Genomic DNA, 16,062 nt, shown 5'->3' with positions numbered 1-16,062 from the left:
GCTCACTTAAAAATAACCAGTAGATAGGTGCGACAAGATATGAAGTTATTCAATCGCGACCGCTTAAATTTAGTGATCGCGGTAAGTGCAATTATGATTTCTCTGGCATCCTTCTATGCCACCTACTTGCAAGCCAGAGCTGCCAATCAACAAGTCAAAATAATGACAATGCCGGTTATTCAGTTCAGCCATGAGAACTATGACGAGGAAAGTAATCGGAACCTAATTACCTTTAACTTCCACAATGCCGGGTCCGGACCTGCCATCCTAAAGTCCGTTAGCTTCAAATATAAAAATACAGATTACTCAAGTACCCATGCTTTTTTACAAGCCTGCTGTCAGAAAGAGTATGAAATGATGATGGGTAAATATAATAGGAACCTTAAAAATCATCACCCTCCCCTTGATGAGGGGTTTCAAATCTCATCAGAGATCAACGAAGTTATCATTCCCGCACAATCTGAGTATCCTTTCTATTCTTTAAGTCGTGGTGCTACGACTTCTGAACTGTGGGAAAAAGTTGATAAAGAGAGGTGGAACCTTTCTATTTCCGCCTGCTTCTGTTCTCCACTGGGAAATTGCTATGAATCAAATTCAAAGAAAATCTCTATGGAAGTAAATCAGTGCCCTGACAATTAACCACTTTAATAGGCAGATTCTTAGCGTTAAAACCCATTCAAAATATATTACAGGCAGGATGCCACAGTGAACATTGATATCAACTGCGATCTGGGTGAAGGTGCTGATTTACACAGCTGTGACAGGGACGCCCAAATCATGCCGTTTATTTCCCGTTGCAATATAGCTTGCGGCGGTCACGCTGGCACTCCCGAGATCATGGGTAGATCAATCGAAAACGCCCTAAAAAACGGCTTGAAAATCGGCGCGCACCCCAGCTACCCCGACAGGGAAAATTTTGGCCGCAAATCTCTAGTTATTCCTCAAAATAAATTGCTCGACTCTCTTTGCACACAAGTAAACCAACTAGAAAATATCGCGCGCAGCCTAGGAGCAACTTTAGACCATATTAAACTACACGGCGCTCTCTACAATGATACGGAGTCAAACAGAGAACTCGCTAAAAGTATTATTACCCTACTCGACAAAGAATATCCTTCACTGAAAATTATTGGGTTAGCCAACGCTGCCATGCAGTTCGCTGCTGCCAAAAAAAATAAAACATTTATTCGCGAAGGATTTATGGACAGGCAATACCTAAGCAAAAACCAACTAGCCCCACGCTCAATGGCGGGTGCTGTTATTGCTGAGACAGAACAGTGCTTAGAGCAGGCTATCTGCTTGGCAAAGGGCTTAGAATTTAACGATTATCATGGTGAAAAATTACAATTCTCTGTGGATACCATCTGCCTCCACGGCGATAATCCCCAAGCGCCCATTATCGCCAGACAACTTTACCAACATCTCAATGCAAACGGCGTGAGTATAGCTCGGTGACACACCCTGCCCCCCATATACCACTAGCTATTACCATTAACGGAGATTGTGCAGTAGATATCCGCTTTTCCGGCAAACCATGCAAAGCTCTTAGCCGGACAATTATCGGTTTGAGAGCGGCTCTATTAAATGAAGTGCATCCAGGTATCATTGATATCATTCCTGCATACCAGTGCTTAACTGTTATTTTCAATCCTTCCCTATGGGATCACAAAACCTTATACCAATTACTCACTAAAACTACCGAGGACTTTCTAAACAACCCTACCCCCTTCACCAGTAGAGCACGTATAGTGCGTATTCCCGTATGCTACGAAGAAGGCTTTTCTCCAGACCTTGAGGCATTATCAGAACATACCAAATTATCGTCACAGGAAATCATCAAACGACATACCGCACAACGTTACTTAGTGCATATGTTGGGCTTTACTCCAGGCTTCTTATACCTTGGCGGACTTGACCCAAAGCTATATTGCCCCAGAAAAGAAACTCCCCGAACCAGAATTCCCGCAGGCGCTGTCGGGATAGGTGGAGAACAAACAGGCATCTACCCACAAGCTACACCGGGGGGATGGCAAATTATTGGCCAGACACCCCTTAGTCTTTTTCAACCTGCGGAACCCTCCCCATTTATCGCTGCACCTTTAGATGAAATTGAGTTTTATGCAATAGATTCTCAGCAATTTCATATACTCTCGCAGAGTACTAAAAGTAGTTCACCCTAAAAAGGAGGGTCTATGGGTATTCACTTTCTTCGAGCAGGGCTACAGACAAGTATTCAGGACCTGGGTCGTCCAGGCATGATGCACTGTGGAATTCCATGGGGAGGTGCTGCCGACCCACTATCGATGAAAATAGCCAACCTGTTATTAGGAAACCCGTTAGGGCACCCAACCTTTGAGATCACCCTGCTCGGTCCTAGAATCGAATTCCTCTGCAATCTCACTATCGCTATAGCCGGAGGCCAATTCAGAGGTTCCTTAAATAACGAGTCAATTGATAATTTCCGCACCTATAGGGTTAAGCCTGGTGATATTTTGGATATGGCTCAAGCTATTTCCGGTGCAAGAACCTACCTTGCGATTTCTGCCAAGATAGACGCACCCAATATCTTAGGTAGCTCTGCAACTCACGTTATAAGTAAATTTGGCGCAAATAGTGGCAAACCGATCACATCTAACGAAGTCATCCACTTTAAAGAAGTCCACACCGCAAAAGAATCTGTACTAAATAAAAGGTTTCACCTTCACTACTCACATAATTCAAAGCTACGGCTAGTGGCTGGACCAGAGAGCAATTTATTTTCCAAGAAATTTATTGAACACTTTTACGGCTCAACCTATCTGGTTTCTACCCAAAGCAATCGTATGGGCATTCGTCTATCCACTAAAAACAATTCTACAGTTCATAAAATTACAAACGGAAAGACACAACTATCATCAGCAGGACTCTATCCCGGCAGCATTCAAGTACCACCCGATGCCAATCCTATTATTTCCTTTATTGAGGGACAGACTATTGGCGGGTACCCCCGAATAGGCCATATTATAAAATCGGAACTTCATCGCCTGGGTCAGCTAGCCCCAAAAAACAAAATCACATTTCAAGAAATAAGCATTGAAGAATCGCGTGAAATTTTCAAAAAGAAACAAGACCTAATTAAAAAACTCCAACAGAGTCTAAATCTTAATCACAGGGAGGCACTATCCCTTTAATACAAGCATAAACATTATCAGATACAGGACTATTTAATGCTCAAAAATAACAGCATAAAGTAGAGAATAAAAATTACGCCAAAATAGACAAAATAATTTTATTAAAAATTTAAATGGAATTTTTTTGGACAAAAAAAGAAAAAATATTACAGAAATTCTGTGACCGGCAAGTTTCCCCTCATATCTTTCTAGACCAAAACATCATTATTAACTAACCTCATTGGGTTTTACCCAAACAGCGATTTGGACTAGCGTGCAAGTTGATTATCTATAGGGAGCAAATAAATCTCCAAACAATTATTTCAGGATCAACAAAGCACATTCCAAAGAGAAAACACACAATACCTTAAGGGGATTAATAATGATAAAAATTCTCCGCGGTTTTATTTCAATACTCTTAGCGAGTTCTCTACTTATCACAGCGCATGCAAATGCAGAACCGGGTGATTACAACTTCTGGACTACCCTAAAGCATTTGTTTGATCCACCCAATGCCGATGCGCCAGTCACCTCGCAGCAAGCTGAGGGGATGTATCCACTAACTATGGATGATCCCAGTTTTAATGATGATTTTGATCCTGGCGACTACAACACCTGGCAAAAAATTGATGTACCTACCAGTACAGGTGCCATGTGTGGGAATGGATCACCCTATAAGTTCTTTGTTCACCGTGTTCCAGATACCAGTAACACCATTTTCTATTTCGAGGGTGGTGGGGCATGCTGGGACTATGAAAGCTGCTCAGGACAAGCTGGTATTCGCGGGGCTCGCAACCCCAATGGCATTCCCGATGATTACCTAAGCAATGTGCACTTGTTAGATTTTACAAATTTCGAGAATCTTACTACCGCTGGCGTATCCCCTTTGATTTATACACATCATCCCTACGACCAGTATAAAACTGGCGAGTGGAATATGGTTTACGTGCCATACTGCACTGGGGATATCTACGTAGGCGATAAAACTGAAATATACGAGGACACTACTGGCGAGAACCCCGACCTTATCTGGCACCACAATGGATTACGCAACGTTCAGGCAGTTACTTCCTGGGTGAAAAATAATTTGCAAAAACCGAAGCAGATGCTCGCTGCGGGTTGTAGTGCAGGCAGTATTGGTGCCCTGTTTAATTATTCAAAATTGCGCGAGGATATGAATGTCGATTATGGCTATCTCCTCGATGATTCAGGCCCTCTCTATCAGGCACCTTTAGACGGGAGTGACAGCACCCAATATCCCTCATTACCGCTACATAAAGAAGTGCTGCGCTCTTGGACTACCTATACCGCCGATAGCGATGAAAGCTCGGAAAATCCCATCACTATGTTAAAAGCCATAACACCGGGATTCGAAGCCAATCAGCTAGCCTCACTTTATGCTGCGCTTTCCAATAAATTCCCCTCAGATCGATTGGGTATTACGCACTTTCTTGCTGACGGGAATTTTTCATCGTACTCCTACGAGAGATTTTATGAGGATATTTATAATGATCCCGATGCAGACTCCCGTTTAAATAAATTGCGACAGCGCTGGCAGAAAGATACCCATGAAAATTTGATTCCACTGCTGGATCAAACTAGTAACTGGGGCTATTACTTCCCGATGTTCCGCAACTTGAACGAGAGCCACTGCACAACCATTATCGATTTAAACTATGGTGAGATTGCCGAGCACGGGCTTGAATTAAAAGATTTCCTCGACAACATCGTCAATCATAACGGTGGAGGAATGATTCGGGCATACGAAACCGATGAGGTTTCAGATTATGAGGACAATAGTAACTGGTTCTATGATCTGATCGGCTTGTTTATGTAATTAAAATGCCCCCAGCGCTGCCGGTAACTAGCTGGCAGCGCTGAATGATAGAAAGCCTAACTGCCATATACCGCCTCACGGGCGTCCTGAAGGCGTTTACGTAAGTATTCATGTCTACTCATACCATCGGGAAAGGACGTCATCTGCTGAACTTCCTCAACGATCGAGCGCTCAAGATCCTTATAGGTGGAAAAGCCCGGAACCTCGACATGAGGGTCGTAATCCCTGATCACCGTTTGGGCTTTATCCCGATAAATATTAAATAGCTCTTCAGCTCTTTGGGTGAACTCTGCCTGGTTAAGGCTATTTTTTTCCAGCCAAGCCAACTTCATTGAAAGCGCTTCATAGCCTGTAATACGCGATTCCCGCTCTATTTTTTCAATTGCATCCCAGGCCTCTTCACCAGAGAGATTGCCCAGGTCTGCAAAGTAGTCCTTGAGCGCCTGCTTAACATTCTCACGGTCCAGATAAGCCTGAACCCGAGGATGATTTAATAACTCTTCGACCTCCGCATGTTCCAGCTGGGACCAGGGTATGCTGTCAGAAATATTCTTTACTAATTCACTATCATCTTTTAGCGGCTCTATCATCTGGCGCACCTTGGCCACACTTGAGCGCACATCAATATCGTAGTGATCAACCCCTACAACGGCGAGCGTTACTGCTCCGGCAAGCAAAATCAGCTTTTTCATAATTAGTTACCGAGCAAATTAGAAATTATGTATTTGTCTGTCGGTAACTATCTAAGCAGAGAATTGGGAGAGCATGAAAGAAAATAACGCCCTCACCAATGAATAAAGTGCCAATATCTTACAGACTGATTAGCTAGCCAACCCAGTTAACAGCTTGCTCATCGTCTTTTTTTCCTACACAGGGCTCATCCTTGGTCTTCGGCGCCACATAGCCTACCTGTTGCTCCCGCGGAAGGTTTGCGGACTCCCAATTGGAAACCGCTTCTGCGCAGAGGCTGCGTTGCTCAGGGGATAGCGCAACACCATTAGGCCATTTTCCAAGTTCAATGGCCCGCTTTAAGCTGCCCACAATCTCGGGATTCAAACTCTTTAACAGTTGCTCAAAAGACATACAAAAATCTCCTTATGGCAAAAAAAAGGCCGGTCAAAGACCGGCCTTCCGTAGCGCTATGGCTAATAACGCTTAAGCTTCAGCAGCTTCGTCTTCTACTTGAGGACGGTCTACCAGCTCAACGTATGCCATCGGCGCCTTATCACCAGCGCGGAAACCACACTTCATGATACGGATGTAACCACCAGGACGGGCTTCGTAACGAGGACCCAGCTCGTCGAACAGCTTACGCACAGCATCCTTATCACGGATACGAGCGAAAGCCAGACGGCGGTTAGCAACACTGTCTTTCTTAGCCAGAGTGATCAGCGGCTCGGCAACGCGGCGCAGTTCTTTGGCTTTGGCCAGTGTGGTTTTGATCAGTTCGTGCTCCACCAGAGAGGCGCTCATGTTCTTGAACATGGCCTTGCGGTGAGCGCTCGTGCGGCTGAATTTACGGCCACTATAGCGATGACGCATGACTCAATTCCTTACGACCTAAGTTGCTGTCACAGCAGGTCGTTCTGGAGCGGTGTCGCGCTAAGCTGTAGCACCGCTCGGGTTCTTTCTACTAATCACGACACCGTCGCGACTACCAAATGCTTACAGGGGGCTTAACTTGCTGTCGCCTTTCAGGCTGGCCGGCGGCCAGTTTTCCAGGCGCATACCCAGGGACAAACCACGGGAAGCCAGTACGTCCTTGATTTCAGTCAGAGACTTCTTACCAAGATTCGGCGTCTTCAGCAGTTCTACTTCAGTGCGCTGAATCAGATCACCGATGTAGTAAATGTTCTCTGCCTTCAGACAGTTCGCCGAACGTACAGTCAACTCCAGGTCGTCTACCGGGCGCAGTAGTACCGGATCAACTTCAGGCTCTTCAGCCTTCGGCTGTGCATCCTTCTCGCCTTCCAGGTCCACAAATACTGCGAGCTGTTGCTGCAGAATAGTGGCGGCGCGACGAATAGCCTCTTCCGGGTCCAGGGTACCGTTGGTCTCCAGATCCAGAACCAGCTTATCCAGGTCAGTGCGCTGCTCTACACGCGCGCTTTCCACGCTGTAGGAAACACGACGCACTGGGCTGTATGAAGCATCCAGCTGCAGACGGCCAATTGCACGGCTTTCCTCTTCCTCGCCACGACGAGCATCGGCGGGCTGGTAGCCACGGCCGCGCGCTACAGTGAGACGCAGGTTGAGCTCGACATCACCAGTAATATTGGCGATCACGTGCTCAGGATTAACGATCTCGATGTCGTGATCTACCTGGATATCTCCAGCAGTCACCGCACCTGGGCCCTTTTTGCTCAGGCTCAATACCGCCTGATCCTTACCGTGCATAACAACGGCGATTTCTTTCAGGTTGAGCAGGATTTCAATTACATCTTCCTGCACACCTTCGATCGCGCTGTACTCGTGCTCGACACCTTCGATTTCCACCTCGGTGACGGCGCAGCCCGGCATGGAGGACAGCAGGATGCGACGCAGCGCATTGCCAAGAGTGTGGCCAAAGCCACGCTCCAGGGGCTCCAAAATCACTTTGGCGTGATTCGGATTGTACTCGGTGACGTCAATACGACGCGGTGTCAAAAACTCGTTGACAGCAGTCTGCATAGCCATACCTGTTTACAGTTGCATTCCTTAAAGTGGACTTATTGTTACTTGGAGTACAGTTCCACGATAAGGTTTTCGTTGATCTCTGCCGGCAGATCGACACGATCCGGAGTGCGCTTGAAAGTGCCTTCCAGTTTGCTCGCGTTTACGTCTACCCACTCGACATCGCCACGCTGGGCAGCGAGGGAAACGGAATTCTGGATACGCAGCTGCTTCTTGGCTTTCTCACGTACAGCGATAACGTCGCCTTCTTTAACCTGGAAAGAAGGGATGTTAACGGTAGTGCCGTTTACAAGAATCGCTTTGTGGGAAACCAGCTGACGCGCTTCAGAGCGAGTTGAGCCGAAGCCCATGCGGTAAACCACGTTGTCCAGACGCTGCTCGAGAAGTTGCAGCAGGTTTTCACCTGTAGCGCCCTTCAGACGTGCTGCTTCCTTATAGTAGTTACGGAACTGCTTTTCCAGTACGCCGTAGATACGACGAACTTTTTGCTTTTCACGCAGCTGAATACCGTAGTCGGACAGACGACCGCGACCAGCGCCGTGCTGACCGGGTTTGGATTCTGCGCGACACTTGGAGTCGTGCGGACGAACACCACTCTTCAGCTGCAGGTCAGTCCCTTCACGACGGGACAGTTTACATTTTGGTCCAATATAACGTGCCATTTCGTCAGCCCCCTCTTACACGCGACGCTTTTTAGGTGGACGACATCCGTTATGCGGGATAGGCGTCACGTCGGTGATGTTGGTGATCTTGTAGCCGCAGTTGTTCAGTGCACGAACGGCAGATTCGCGACCGGGGCCAGGGCCCTTAACTTCTACGTCGAGGTTTTTCAGGCCGTATTCCTGAGCTGCAGTACCTGCGCGCTCAGCGGCAACCTGGGCTGCAAACGGGGTGCTCTTACGCGAGCCACGGAAGCCAGATCCACCTGCGGTGGCCCAGCTGAGGGTATTACCCTGGCGATCAGTGATCGTCACGATCGTGTTGTTGAACGATGCGTGGATGTGGGCAATACCGTCGACAACGGTCTTTTTGACCTTTTTGCGAACAGTAGTTTTTGGCTTAGCCATACCAGTATCCTAAATCCTGTATCAAATCCCCTAGGCGATTAGCCGGACGGGGCATCTTGAACCGCGATTTCGCGCCTTAGTTAAGGCTTACTTGCGAATCGGCTTGCGCGGACCCTTACGGGTGCGAGCATTGGTCTTGGTGCGCTGACCACGCAGCGGCAAGCTGCGACGGTGACGCAGACCGCGATAACAACCCAGGTCCATCAAACGCTTGATGTTCATGGATATTTCACGGCGCAGGTCGCCTTCCACGGTCAGTTTTGCAACTTCACCACGGATGGTTTCGATCTGCTCTTCAGACAGTTCGCGGATTTTGGTGGATTCAGCGATACCAACCGCTGCCAAAATAGACTTAGCCGTAGTGCGACCAACCCCATAAATGTGGGTCAGGGAGATTACGGCGTGCTTGTGGTCTGGTACATTGACACCAGCAATACGTGCCATAGAGGCGTACTCCACGTATTGGAGTCACTGCTTTATATTAAGTATGTGACTCTACTTTGATTTCGGCGCTGACAGCGACTAAAAAACCGGCGGCGCCACCAAAAAGGCGCGCAAGAATAGCTTTTCAGACACTAATTTGCAATAGCCAACGTCCGCATCGGTCCCCCGAAGCGGATGAAGACGACAGTCAACGCCCCCAGTTGGAAGTTTGCTGTTGCTAACTTCCCACCCCAAAAAACTTCCCGGGGTGTTGCCATTCGATACGGGGCTGTATCGAGTAGCGAATTTTTCCAGCTTTTACAGAGGCGCCCTGAGGGCGCTCTCCGCAAGGGGCTGGCCCCTTCTTAGCCTTGACGCTGCTTGTGACGTGGCTCAGCGCTGCAGATTACCCGCAGAACACCCTTGCGACGCACGATTTTGCAGTTACGGCAGATCTTTTTTACAGAAGCGCGTACTTTCATGACCTTACCTCAATTCAATCAAACTGCGAGCAGGCGACGCCCTAGCGACGACCGTAGCTTTGCAGGTTAGATTTTTTCATCAAACCCTCGTACTGGTGCGACAGCAGATGCGATTGTACCTGTGCCATAAAGTCCATCACTACGACTACAACGATCAGCAGTGAGGTACCCCCCAGATAGAAGGGAACGTTAAACCCAACCACCAGGAACTGCGGCAGCAGGGATACCAGTGCGATGTATACAGCACCCACCAGAGTGAGGCGAGTCAGCACGCTATCGATATAGCGGGCCGTCTGCTCTCCAGGGCGAATACCTGGCACATAAGCACCGGACTTTTTCAGGTTATCCGCAACTTCATTCGGGTTGAACATCAACGCCGTGTAGAAGAAACAGAAGAAACCAATCAACAGTGCGAACAGAATAATGTTCAGCGGTTGCCCTGGTCCAAGCTGCAACGCCATCCACTGCAGGATCTCTGCACCGAGACCTTCCCCGCCCTGACCAAACCACTGTGCCAGTGTGGCCGGGAACAACAGGATACTGCTGGCAAAGATTACCGGAATTACACCGGCCATGTTTACCTTCAGCGGCAAGTGGCTCGCCTGTGCAGCTGGAGCTGCAGAGTAACGTCCCGCTTGGCGCCTGGCGTGGTTGATCGTAATGCGACGCTGGCCGCGTTCCATAACAACCACAAAGAACACTACAGCAAGAGCGATGACGCCAATCATCAACAGCATGAGTATGTGCAGCTCACCCTGTCTCGCCTGTTCAAATGCCTGGCCGATGGCACCGGGTAAACCGGCGACGATACCGGCAAAAATCAGCATGGAAATGCCGTTGCCAACACCGCGCTCAGTGATCTGCTCACCGAGCCACATCATAAATACAGCACCAGTCACCAGTGACGTTACCGCCACAAAGTAAAAACCAAACGCGGGCTCAGATGAGTAAGCCAGGTTCTGCCCTGCCAGGCCGAAAGTCATACCGATCCCCTGAATCAGGGCCAGTATTACCGTCAGATAGCGGGTGTACTGGTTGATCTTACGTCTTCCGGCCTCCCCTTCCTTCTTCAACGCTTCCAGAGAGGGAGTCACCGCGCTCATCAACTGCATGATGATGGACGCGGAGATGTAGGGCATGATGCCCAGCGCCAGAATACTCATCCTTTCCAGGGCGCCGCCTGAAAACATGTTAAACAGGCCAAGGATGGTTCCCTGGTTCTGGTTAAACAGGTTTGACAGCTTTTCCGGATCAATGCCGGGCACCGGAATATGTGTCCCCAGTCGATAAACAAGAATCGCTAGAAACAGAAAACGAAGGCGAGCCCAAAGCTCGCCCAATCCCTTGCTGTTGCCCAGGGGATTTCCACCGGATCCTGGTCGTGCCATTGGCGCCTCGATTAGTCTTCTATTTTACCGCCAGCAGCTTCAATCGCTGCCTTTGCACCTTTGGTAACTCCCAGACCCTTAACGGTAACAGCTTTGGTCAGCTCACCTGAGAGGAACACTTTGGCGCGTTTAATATGGCTGCCGATAATATCGGCATTCTTAAGCGCTGCCAAATCGATTACGTCATTTTCTACCTTCGCCAGCTCAGCCAGACGTACTTCTGCGGTAAAGCGAGAAACACGAGCGGTGAAACCGTACTTAGGAAGACGCTTCTGCAAAGGCATCTGACCGCCTTCGAAGCCCGGACGAACACTGCCGCCGGAACGCGCTTTCTGACCTTTGTGGCCGCGGCCACCGGTCTTACCAATTCCGCTACCAATACCGCGACCAACGCGCTTGGCGCTGTGCTTGTGGCCTGGTGCTGGAGACAAGTCGTTCAAACGCATGTTATTCCCCCTCAACCTTAACCAGGTAGTTTACTTTGTTGATCATACCGCGCACGGAGGGAGTATCCTCCACTTCCACTGTGTGGCCGATGCGGCGCAGGCCCAGACCCGCAACGCACGCCTGATGACTTTTCAGGCGTCCGTTGATGCTTTTGGTCTGGGTCACTTTTATGGTCTTCTTAGCCATGGTCTTAACCCACCAATAACCTTAAATCCGAGCTGTAATTAGCCCAGAATCTCTTCGACAGATTTACCGCGCTTGGCAGCTACATCTTCCGGGCTCTGCATTTGCTCCAGAGCTTTGAAAGTTGCACGTACTACGTTCACCGGGTTGGTGGAGCCGTAACACTTAGCCAATACGTTGTGTACACCAGCCATTTCCAGAACGGAGCGCATAGCACCGCCGGCAATTACACCGGTACCCTGGGAAGCGGGCTGCATGTAAATCTTGGAACCGCCGTGGCGACCATTGGTAGCGTACTGGATGGTGTCACCATTCAGGTCTACCTGGATCATGTTGCGGCGTGCAGATTCCATCGCCTTTTGAATCGCGACAGGCACTTCACGTGCCTTGCCACGACCAAAGCCAACACGGCCATTGCCATCACCAACTACGGTCAGTGCGGTAAAGGCGAAGATACGACCACCTTTAACAGTCTTGGCAACGCGGTTGACCTGGACCAGCTTCTCCTGCAGGCCTTCGTCGTTGCTTTTGTCTTTCTCTCTAGCCATAACTCAACCCTTAGAATTTCAGACCGGCTTCGCGGGCAGCGTCAGCCAGAGCCTTAACACGGCCATGGTATCTGAAGCCGCTACGATCGAAGGCAACTTGTTCAACGCCAGCGGCTTTCGCGCGCTCAGCGATCAGTTTGCCAACTGCGGCAGCAGCGTCAGCGTTGCCTGTTTTACCAGAGCGCAGGTCCTTGTCCAGGGTAGAGGCGGAAGCCAATACCGCGCTGCCTTCGGCAGACAGGATCTGTGCGTAAATGTGGCGCGGGGTGCGGTTCACGGTGAGGCGAACGGCGCCCAGCTCACGGATCTTGGCGCGGGCACGACGTGCACGACGCAAGCGAGATGCTTTCTTAACGTTCATATCTATGCCCTACTTACTTCTTCTTGGCCTCTTTGCGATACACGCGCTCGTCGGCATAACGGACACCCTTACCTTTGTAGGGCTCCGGCGGACGGAACGAGCGGATCTCAGCGGCCACTTGGCCCAGCAGCTGTTTATTGCTGCTCTTCAGTACGATTTCAGTCTGGGATGGAGTTTCCGCAGTCACACCTTCCGGCAACTGATAATCGATCGGATGGGAGAAGCCCAGGGTCAGGTTAACCGCTTTACCGGCTGCTTTCGCACGATAACCAACACCCAGCAACTGCAGCTTCTTCTCGAAGCCCTTGCTTACGCCTATCACCATGTTATTGACCAAAGCACGGGTGGTACCCGCCAAGGCTCTGGCCTGCTTGGAGTTATTGCGCGCGGCAAAAGTCAGCTGGCTTTCAGCCTCGCTCACTTCTACATCACCGTGAATAACCATATCCAGGTTACCGCTACCGCCTTTAACAGCGATATTTTGACCTTTCAGGTCTACGGTTACACCTGCGGGGATAACTACCGGACTATTTGCTACTCGAGACATTGCAACCCCCGCTTAGAATACGGTGCAAAGCACTTCGCCACCGATACCAGCCTGACGTGCAGCGCGGTCAGTCATCACACCATTAGAGGTGGAAACGATCGCGACACCCAGGCCACCACGTACGGTAGGCAGAGCTTTTTTACCAGTGTAAGCGCGCAGGCCCGGACGGGAAACGCGATTGAGCTCGGCAATAACCGGCTTGCCCTGGAAGTATTTCAGAGCAATGGTCAGTTCCGGCTTAGCGCCTTCGCTTACGTTTAAATCAGTAACGTAACCTTCGTCTTTCAGGACTTTGGCCACTGCTACTTTCAGTTTGGATGATGGCAGGGTGACTTCCGCCTTTCCGCGCGCCAGGGCATTGCGGATGCGAGTCAGCATATCTGCCAACGGATCTTGCATACTCATCTTATGAGACTCCTCAAATCTGCCTTAAACCAGCTGGTAATTACCAGCTGGACTTCACGAGGCCAGGAACATCACCACGCATCGCAGCTTCACGAAGCTTGTTACGGCACAGGCCGAACTTGCGGTATACAGCGTGGGGGCGACCAGTAATACGACAGCGGCGTTGCTGACGTACCGGGCTTGCATCGCGCGGCATTTTCTGCAGCTTGAGTTGAGCCTCCCACTGCTCCTCTTCGGAAGCAGTGGAACTGGCGATGATCGCCTTCAGCTCTTGACGCTTCTCGGCGTACTTAGCTGCGGTTCGAGCGCGCTTGTTTTCGCGCGCAATCATGGATTTCTTCGCCATGGAATCCTCTTAACCCTTGAAAGGGAAGTTGAACGCTTTCAGCAGCGCACGACCTTGATCGTCGTTTGCAGCTGTAGTGGTAATACAAATATCCAGACCGCGGAGCTTGTCTACTTTGTCGTAGTCAATTTCCGGGAAGATGATTTGCTCGGTCACGCCCATAGAGAAGTTACCGCGGCCGTCGAACTGCTTCGGGCTAATGCCACGGAAGTCGCGGATACGCGGAATCGCGATGTCAACCAAACGCTCCAGGAACTCATACATGCGCTCACCGCGCAGAGTTACCTTGCAGCCGATCGGCCAACCGTCACGAATCTTAAAGCCCGCAATAGACTTGCGCGCTTTAGTAACGATGGGCTTTTGACCAGTAATTGCTGTCATATCGTTGACAGCGTGCTCCAGCACCTTCTTATCACCAATCGCTTCACCAACACCCATGTTGATGGTGATCTTGGTGATGCGCGGCACTGCCATCACATTCTCGAGACCAAGCTCTTCTTTTAGCTTGGCCACGAGGTCCTTAGTGTAGAGCTCTTTAAGCTTTGCCATGATCTACCAACCTGCTTTTGCGTCAAGAGCCTTAGATGGCTTCGCCGCTGGATTTGAAGACGCGAATCTTAGTGCCGTCTTCCAGTACTTTAAAGCCCACCCGGTCAGCCTTCTGGGTGTTAGGGTTGAAGATGGCTACGTTGGAAGCTTGGATAGCAGCTTCTTTCTCAACGATGCCACCTGCAATACCCATCTGTGGGTTTGGCTTTTGGTGCTTTTTGATCATCTGTATGCCGGAGACAATCAGACGACCGTCGTTCAGTACTTTACGTACTGAACCACGCTTGCCCTTGTCACGACCGGCGATAACGATCACTTCGTCGTCACGCTTGATCTTGCGCATAACTCTTCTCCGCTCGAGGCCTAGATAACTTCGGGAGCGAGGGAGATGATCTTCATGAACTTCTCACCGCGCAATTCGCGAGTTACCGGACCAAAAATACGGGTGCCAACCGGCGCCAGTTGCTGGTTCAGCAGCACCGCTGCGTTATCGTCAAATTTAATCAGGGAACCGTCCGCGCGACGCACACCTTTTTTGGTGCGAACCACAACGGCGTTCATTACCTGACCTTTCTTCACTTTACCGCGGGGGATGGCTTCCTTAACGGTTACCTTGATAATGTCGCCCACGCCGGCATAACGACGATGGGAGCCGCCCAGCACCTTGATGCACATGACGCGGCGAGCCCCACTGTTGTCAGCTACTTCTAAGTAGGATTCCGCTTGAATCATTGTCTCTCTCCGAAACCTTTCAATTCGGCAGTCAATGCGCTAGGGGTTATACCTTCGCCGCACGCTCTACAATTTTCTGCAAAGCCCAAGATTTGCTCTTGGACAGAGGACGAGATTCTTCGATGGTTACAACATCACCGATGCTGCAATCATTGTTCTCATCATGTGCCTTGAGCTTTGTGGACTTGTTTACAATTTTGCCGTAGATCGGGTGCTTAACACGGCGCTCGATCAAAACGGTGATGGTTTTATCCATCTTGTCACTCACAACCTTGCCGGTCAGAGTACGCTTCAGTTTTGCTTCAGCCATGATTAATTACCTGCCTTCTCGGTCAACACAGTCTTTATGCGAGCAATGTCGCGACGAGTCTGCTTCAGCAGATGAGTCTGAGCCAGTTGACCGGTGGATTTTTGCATACGAAGCTTAAATTGAGCTTCGAGCTGGTTCAGCAGTTCCTGGTTCAGCTCTTCAACTGACTTTTCGCGTAGATCTGCAGTCTTCATTACATCACCGAACGCTTAACGAAAGTTGTTTTTACAGGCAGCTTGGCCGCAGCTAGTGCGAAAGCCTCACGAGCCAGCTCCTCGGACACACCCTCCATCTCATAGAGGACCTTGCCCGGCTGGATCTGAGCTACCCAGTATTCAACGCCACCTTTACCTTTACCCATTCGAACTTCGAGGGGCTTATTGGTAATTGGCTTGTCTGGAAACACACGAATCCAGATTTTACCGCCACGTTTAATGTGACGAGTCATTGCGCGACGAGCCGCTTCGATCTGGCGCGCAGTAATGCGACCACGACCGGTAGCCTTAAGGCCAAACTCGCCAAAGCTCACTTTAGAGCCGCGCTGAGCAAGACCGCGGTTGCGACCCTTCTGTACCTTGCGGAATTTTGTACGCTTTGGTTGCAGCATTTGCGTAC

Annotated in this window: 27 protein-coding genes; 5 read left to right on the top strand and 22 right to left on the bottom strand. The window is 49.8% G+C overall.

Going from position 1 to position 16,062, the window contains the following annotated elements:
* Positions 1 to 39: 39 nt before the first annotated feature.
* From ACJJI4_RS23390 to ACJJI4_RS23370, 5 genes are all read left to right on the top strand, one after another.
* Positions 40 to 639 carry a hypothetical protein gene (locus ACJJI4_RS23390; protein ID WP_444926599.1) on the top strand — a complete coding sequence of 200 codons (600 nt, stop codon included), beginning with the start codon at positions 40 to 42 and terminating at the stop codon, positions 637 to 639.
* Between the two features lie 66 nt (positions 640 to 705).
* Entirely contained in the window at positions 706 to 1,455 is a 750-nt protein-coding gene (gene pxpA, locus ACJJI4_RS23385; RefSeq protein WP_444926598.1) for a 5-oxoprolinase subunit PxpA, read from the top strand.
* Positions 1,452 to 2,180, top strand: coding sequence for a 5-oxoprolinase subunit PxpB (gene pxpB / locus ACJJI4_RS23380; protein ID WP_444926597.1), 729 nt, complete (start codon positions 1,452 to 1,454; stop codon positions 2,178 to 2,180). Before pxpA ends, pxpB begins: the two co-directional genes overlap by 4 nt.
* 12 nt (positions 2,181 to 2,192) lie before the next feature.
* Entirely contained in the window at positions 2,193 to 3,170 is a 978-nt protein-coding gene (locus tag ACJJI4_RS23375) for a 5-oxoprolinase subunit C family protein (RefSeq protein WP_444926596.1), read from the top strand.
* A 361-nt stretch (positions 3,171 to 3,531) separates the two neighbouring features.
* Positions 3,532 to 4,986 carry a pectin acetylesterase-family hydrolase gene (locus tag ACJJI4_RS23370; RefSeq protein ID WP_413664286.1) on the top strand — a complete coding sequence of 485 codons (1,455 nt, stop codon included), beginning with the start codon at positions 3,532 to 3,534 and terminating at the stop codon, positions 4,984 to 4,986.
* 56 nt (positions 4,987 to 5,042) lie between these two features.
* On the opposite strand, the gene ACJJI4_RS23365 is transcribed toward ACJJI4_RS23370, so the two are convergent.
* The 22 genes from ACJJI4_RS23365 to rplP all read right to left on the bottom strand — a co-directional run bounded on the left by ACJJI4_RS23365 (position 5,043) and on the right by rplP (position 16,054).
* Positions 5,043 to 5,678: a hypothetical protein gene (locus ACJJI4_RS23365; RefSeq protein ID WP_282934385.1), complete on the bottom strand. Its 636-nt coding sequence runs from the start codon at positions 5,676 to 5,678 to the stop codon at positions 5,043 to 5,045.
* 133 nt (positions 5,679 to 5,811) lie between these two features.
* Complete coding sequence (locus ACJJI4_RS23360; protein ID WP_413664284.1) at positions 5,812 to 6,069, bottom strand: YeaC family protein; 258 nt, start codon at positions 6,067 to 6,069, stop codon at positions 5,812 to 5,814.
* 72 nt (positions 6,070 to 6,141) lie between these two features.
* The gene (rplQ, locus tag ACJJI4_RS23355) at positions 6,142 to 6,528 is read right to left on the bottom strand and encodes a 50S ribosomal protein L17 (RefSeq protein ID WP_108731671.1); all 387 of its coding nucleotides are present in this window, start codon (positions 6,526 to 6,528) and stop codon (positions 6,142 to 6,144) included.
* A gap of 123 nt (positions 6,529 to 6,651) precedes the next feature.
* Positions 6,652 to 7,656 (bottom strand): DNA-directed RNA polymerase subunit alpha, encoded by a 1,005-nt coding sequence (locus tag ACJJI4_RS23350; protein WP_282934387.1) that lies wholly within the window; start codon positions 7,654 to 7,656, stop codon positions 6,652 to 6,654.
* Between the two features lie 44 nt (positions 7,657 to 7,700).
* Positions 7,701 to 8,321: a 30S ribosomal protein S4 gene (gene rpsD, locus ACJJI4_RS23345; protein WP_108731669.1), complete on the bottom strand. Its 621-nt coding sequence runs from the start codon at positions 8,319 to 8,321 to the stop codon at positions 7,701 to 7,703.
* A 15-nt stretch (positions 8,322 to 8,336) separates the two neighbouring features.
* The gene (gene rpsK / locus ACJJI4_RS23340) at positions 8,337 to 8,726 is read right to left on the bottom strand and encodes a 30S ribosomal protein S11 (RefSeq protein ID WP_020411406.1); all 390 of its coding nucleotides are present in this window, start codon (positions 8,724 to 8,726) and stop codon (positions 8,337 to 8,339) included.
* A gap of 87 nt (positions 8,727 to 8,813) precedes the next feature.
* The gene (gene rpsM / locus ACJJI4_RS23335) at positions 8,814 to 9,170 is read right to left on the bottom strand and encodes a 30S ribosomal protein S13 (RefSeq protein ID WP_282934388.1); all 357 of its coding nucleotides are present in this window, start codon (positions 9,168 to 9,170) and stop codon (positions 8,814 to 8,816) included.
* Positions 9,171 to 9,514: 344 nt separating this feature from the next.
* Positions 9,515 to 9,631: a 50S ribosomal protein L36 gene (rpmJ, locus tag ACJJI4_RS23330; protein WP_010133825.1), complete on the bottom strand. Its 117-nt coding sequence runs from the start codon at positions 9,629 to 9,631 to the stop codon at positions 9,515 to 9,517.
* 41 nt (positions 9,632 to 9,672) lie between these two features.
* Positions 9,673 to 11,019, bottom strand: a complete 1,347-nt coding sequence (gene secY, locus ACJJI4_RS23325; protein WP_282934389.1) for a preprotein translocase subunit SecY — start codon at positions 11,017 to 11,019, stop codon at positions 9,673 to 9,675.
* An 11-nt stretch (positions 11,020 to 11,030) separates the two neighbouring features.
* Positions 11,031 to 11,465, bottom strand: coding sequence for a 50S ribosomal protein L15 (rplO, locus tag ACJJI4_RS23320; RefSeq protein ID WP_282934390.1), 435 nt, complete (start codon positions 11,463 to 11,465; stop codon positions 11,031 to 11,033).
* Between the two features lies 1 nt (position 11,466).
* Positions 11,467 to 11,652: a 50S ribosomal protein L30 gene (gene rpmD, locus ACJJI4_RS23315; RefSeq protein WP_020411402.1), complete on the bottom strand. Its 186-nt coding sequence runs from the start codon at positions 11,650 to 11,652 to the stop codon at positions 11,467 to 11,469.
* 38 nt (positions 11,653 to 11,690) lie between these two features.
* Positions 11,691 to 12,197, bottom strand: coding sequence for a 30S ribosomal protein S5 (gene rpsE / locus ACJJI4_RS23310; RefSeq protein ID WP_282934391.1), 507 nt, complete (start codon positions 12,195 to 12,197; stop codon positions 11,691 to 11,693).
* A 10-nt stretch (positions 12,198 to 12,207) separates the two neighbouring features.
* Positions 12,208 to 12,558: a 50S ribosomal protein L18 gene (gene rplR / locus ACJJI4_RS23305; protein WP_282934392.1), complete on the bottom strand. Its 351-nt coding sequence runs from the start codon at positions 12,556 to 12,558 to the stop codon at positions 12,208 to 12,210.
* 13 nt (positions 12,559 to 12,571) lie between these two features.
* Entirely contained in the window at positions 12,572 to 13,105 is a 534-nt protein-coding gene (gene rplF / locus ACJJI4_RS23300; protein ID WP_282934393.1) for a 50S ribosomal protein L6, read from the bottom strand.
* A gap of 12 nt (positions 13,106 to 13,117) precedes the next feature.
* The gene (gene rpsH / locus ACJJI4_RS23295; protein WP_282934394.1) at positions 13,118 to 13,510 is read right to left on the bottom strand and encodes a 30S ribosomal protein S8; all 393 of its coding nucleotides are present in this window, start codon (positions 13,508 to 13,510) and stop codon (positions 13,118 to 13,120) included.
* A 40-nt stretch (positions 13,511 to 13,550) separates the two neighbouring features.
* Complete coding sequence (gene rpsN / locus ACJJI4_RS23290) at positions 13,551 to 13,856, bottom strand: 30S ribosomal protein S14 (protein WP_020411397.1); 306 nt, start codon at positions 13,854 to 13,856, stop codon at positions 13,551 to 13,553.
* A gap of 9 nt (positions 13,857 to 13,865) precedes the next feature.
* Positions 13,866 to 14,405 (bottom strand): 50S ribosomal protein L5, encoded by a 540-nt coding sequence (gene rplE / locus ACJJI4_RS23285; RefSeq protein ID WP_020411396.1) that lies wholly within the window; start codon positions 14,403 to 14,405, stop codon positions 13,866 to 13,868.
* 31 nt (positions 14,406 to 14,436) lie between these two features.
* Positions 14,437 to 14,748: a 50S ribosomal protein L24 gene (gene rplX, locus ACJJI4_RS23280; RefSeq protein WP_108731661.1), complete on the bottom strand. Its 312-nt coding sequence runs from the start codon at positions 14,746 to 14,748 to the stop codon at positions 14,437 to 14,439.
* A gap of 20 nt (positions 14,749 to 14,768) precedes the next feature.
* On the bottom strand, positions 14,769 to 15,137 hold the full coding sequence (gene rplN, locus ACJJI4_RS23275) for a 50S ribosomal protein L14 (RefSeq protein WP_067151032.1): 369 nt from the start codon (positions 15,135 to 15,137) through the stop codon (positions 14,769 to 14,771).
* 46 nt (positions 15,138 to 15,183) lie between these two features.
* Positions 15,184 to 15,447, bottom strand: a complete 264-nt coding sequence (gene rpsQ / locus ACJJI4_RS23270; protein ID WP_108731660.1) for a 30S ribosomal protein S17 — start codon at positions 15,445 to 15,447, stop codon at positions 15,184 to 15,186.
* Between the two features lie 2 nt (positions 15,448 to 15,449).
* Positions 15,450 to 15,641, bottom strand: coding sequence for a 50S ribosomal protein L29 (gene rpmC, locus ACJJI4_RS23265; protein WP_020411392.1), 192 nt, complete (start codon positions 15,639 to 15,641; stop codon positions 15,450 to 15,452).
* Positions 15,641 to 16,054, bottom strand: a complete 414-nt coding sequence (gene rplP / locus ACJJI4_RS23260; protein WP_282934395.1) for a 50S ribosomal protein L16 — start codon at positions 16,052 to 16,054, stop codon at positions 15,641 to 15,643. Before rplP ends, rpmC begins: the two co-directional genes overlap by 1 nt.
* Between the last annotated feature and the right edge of the window lie 8 nt (positions 16,055 to 16,062).

Source organism: Microbulbifer maximicatervae (SeqCode) (assembly GCF_052467305.1).
Note: the sequence above shows the minus strand (reverse complement) of the source record. Positions and strands in the feature narration are given on the sequence as shown.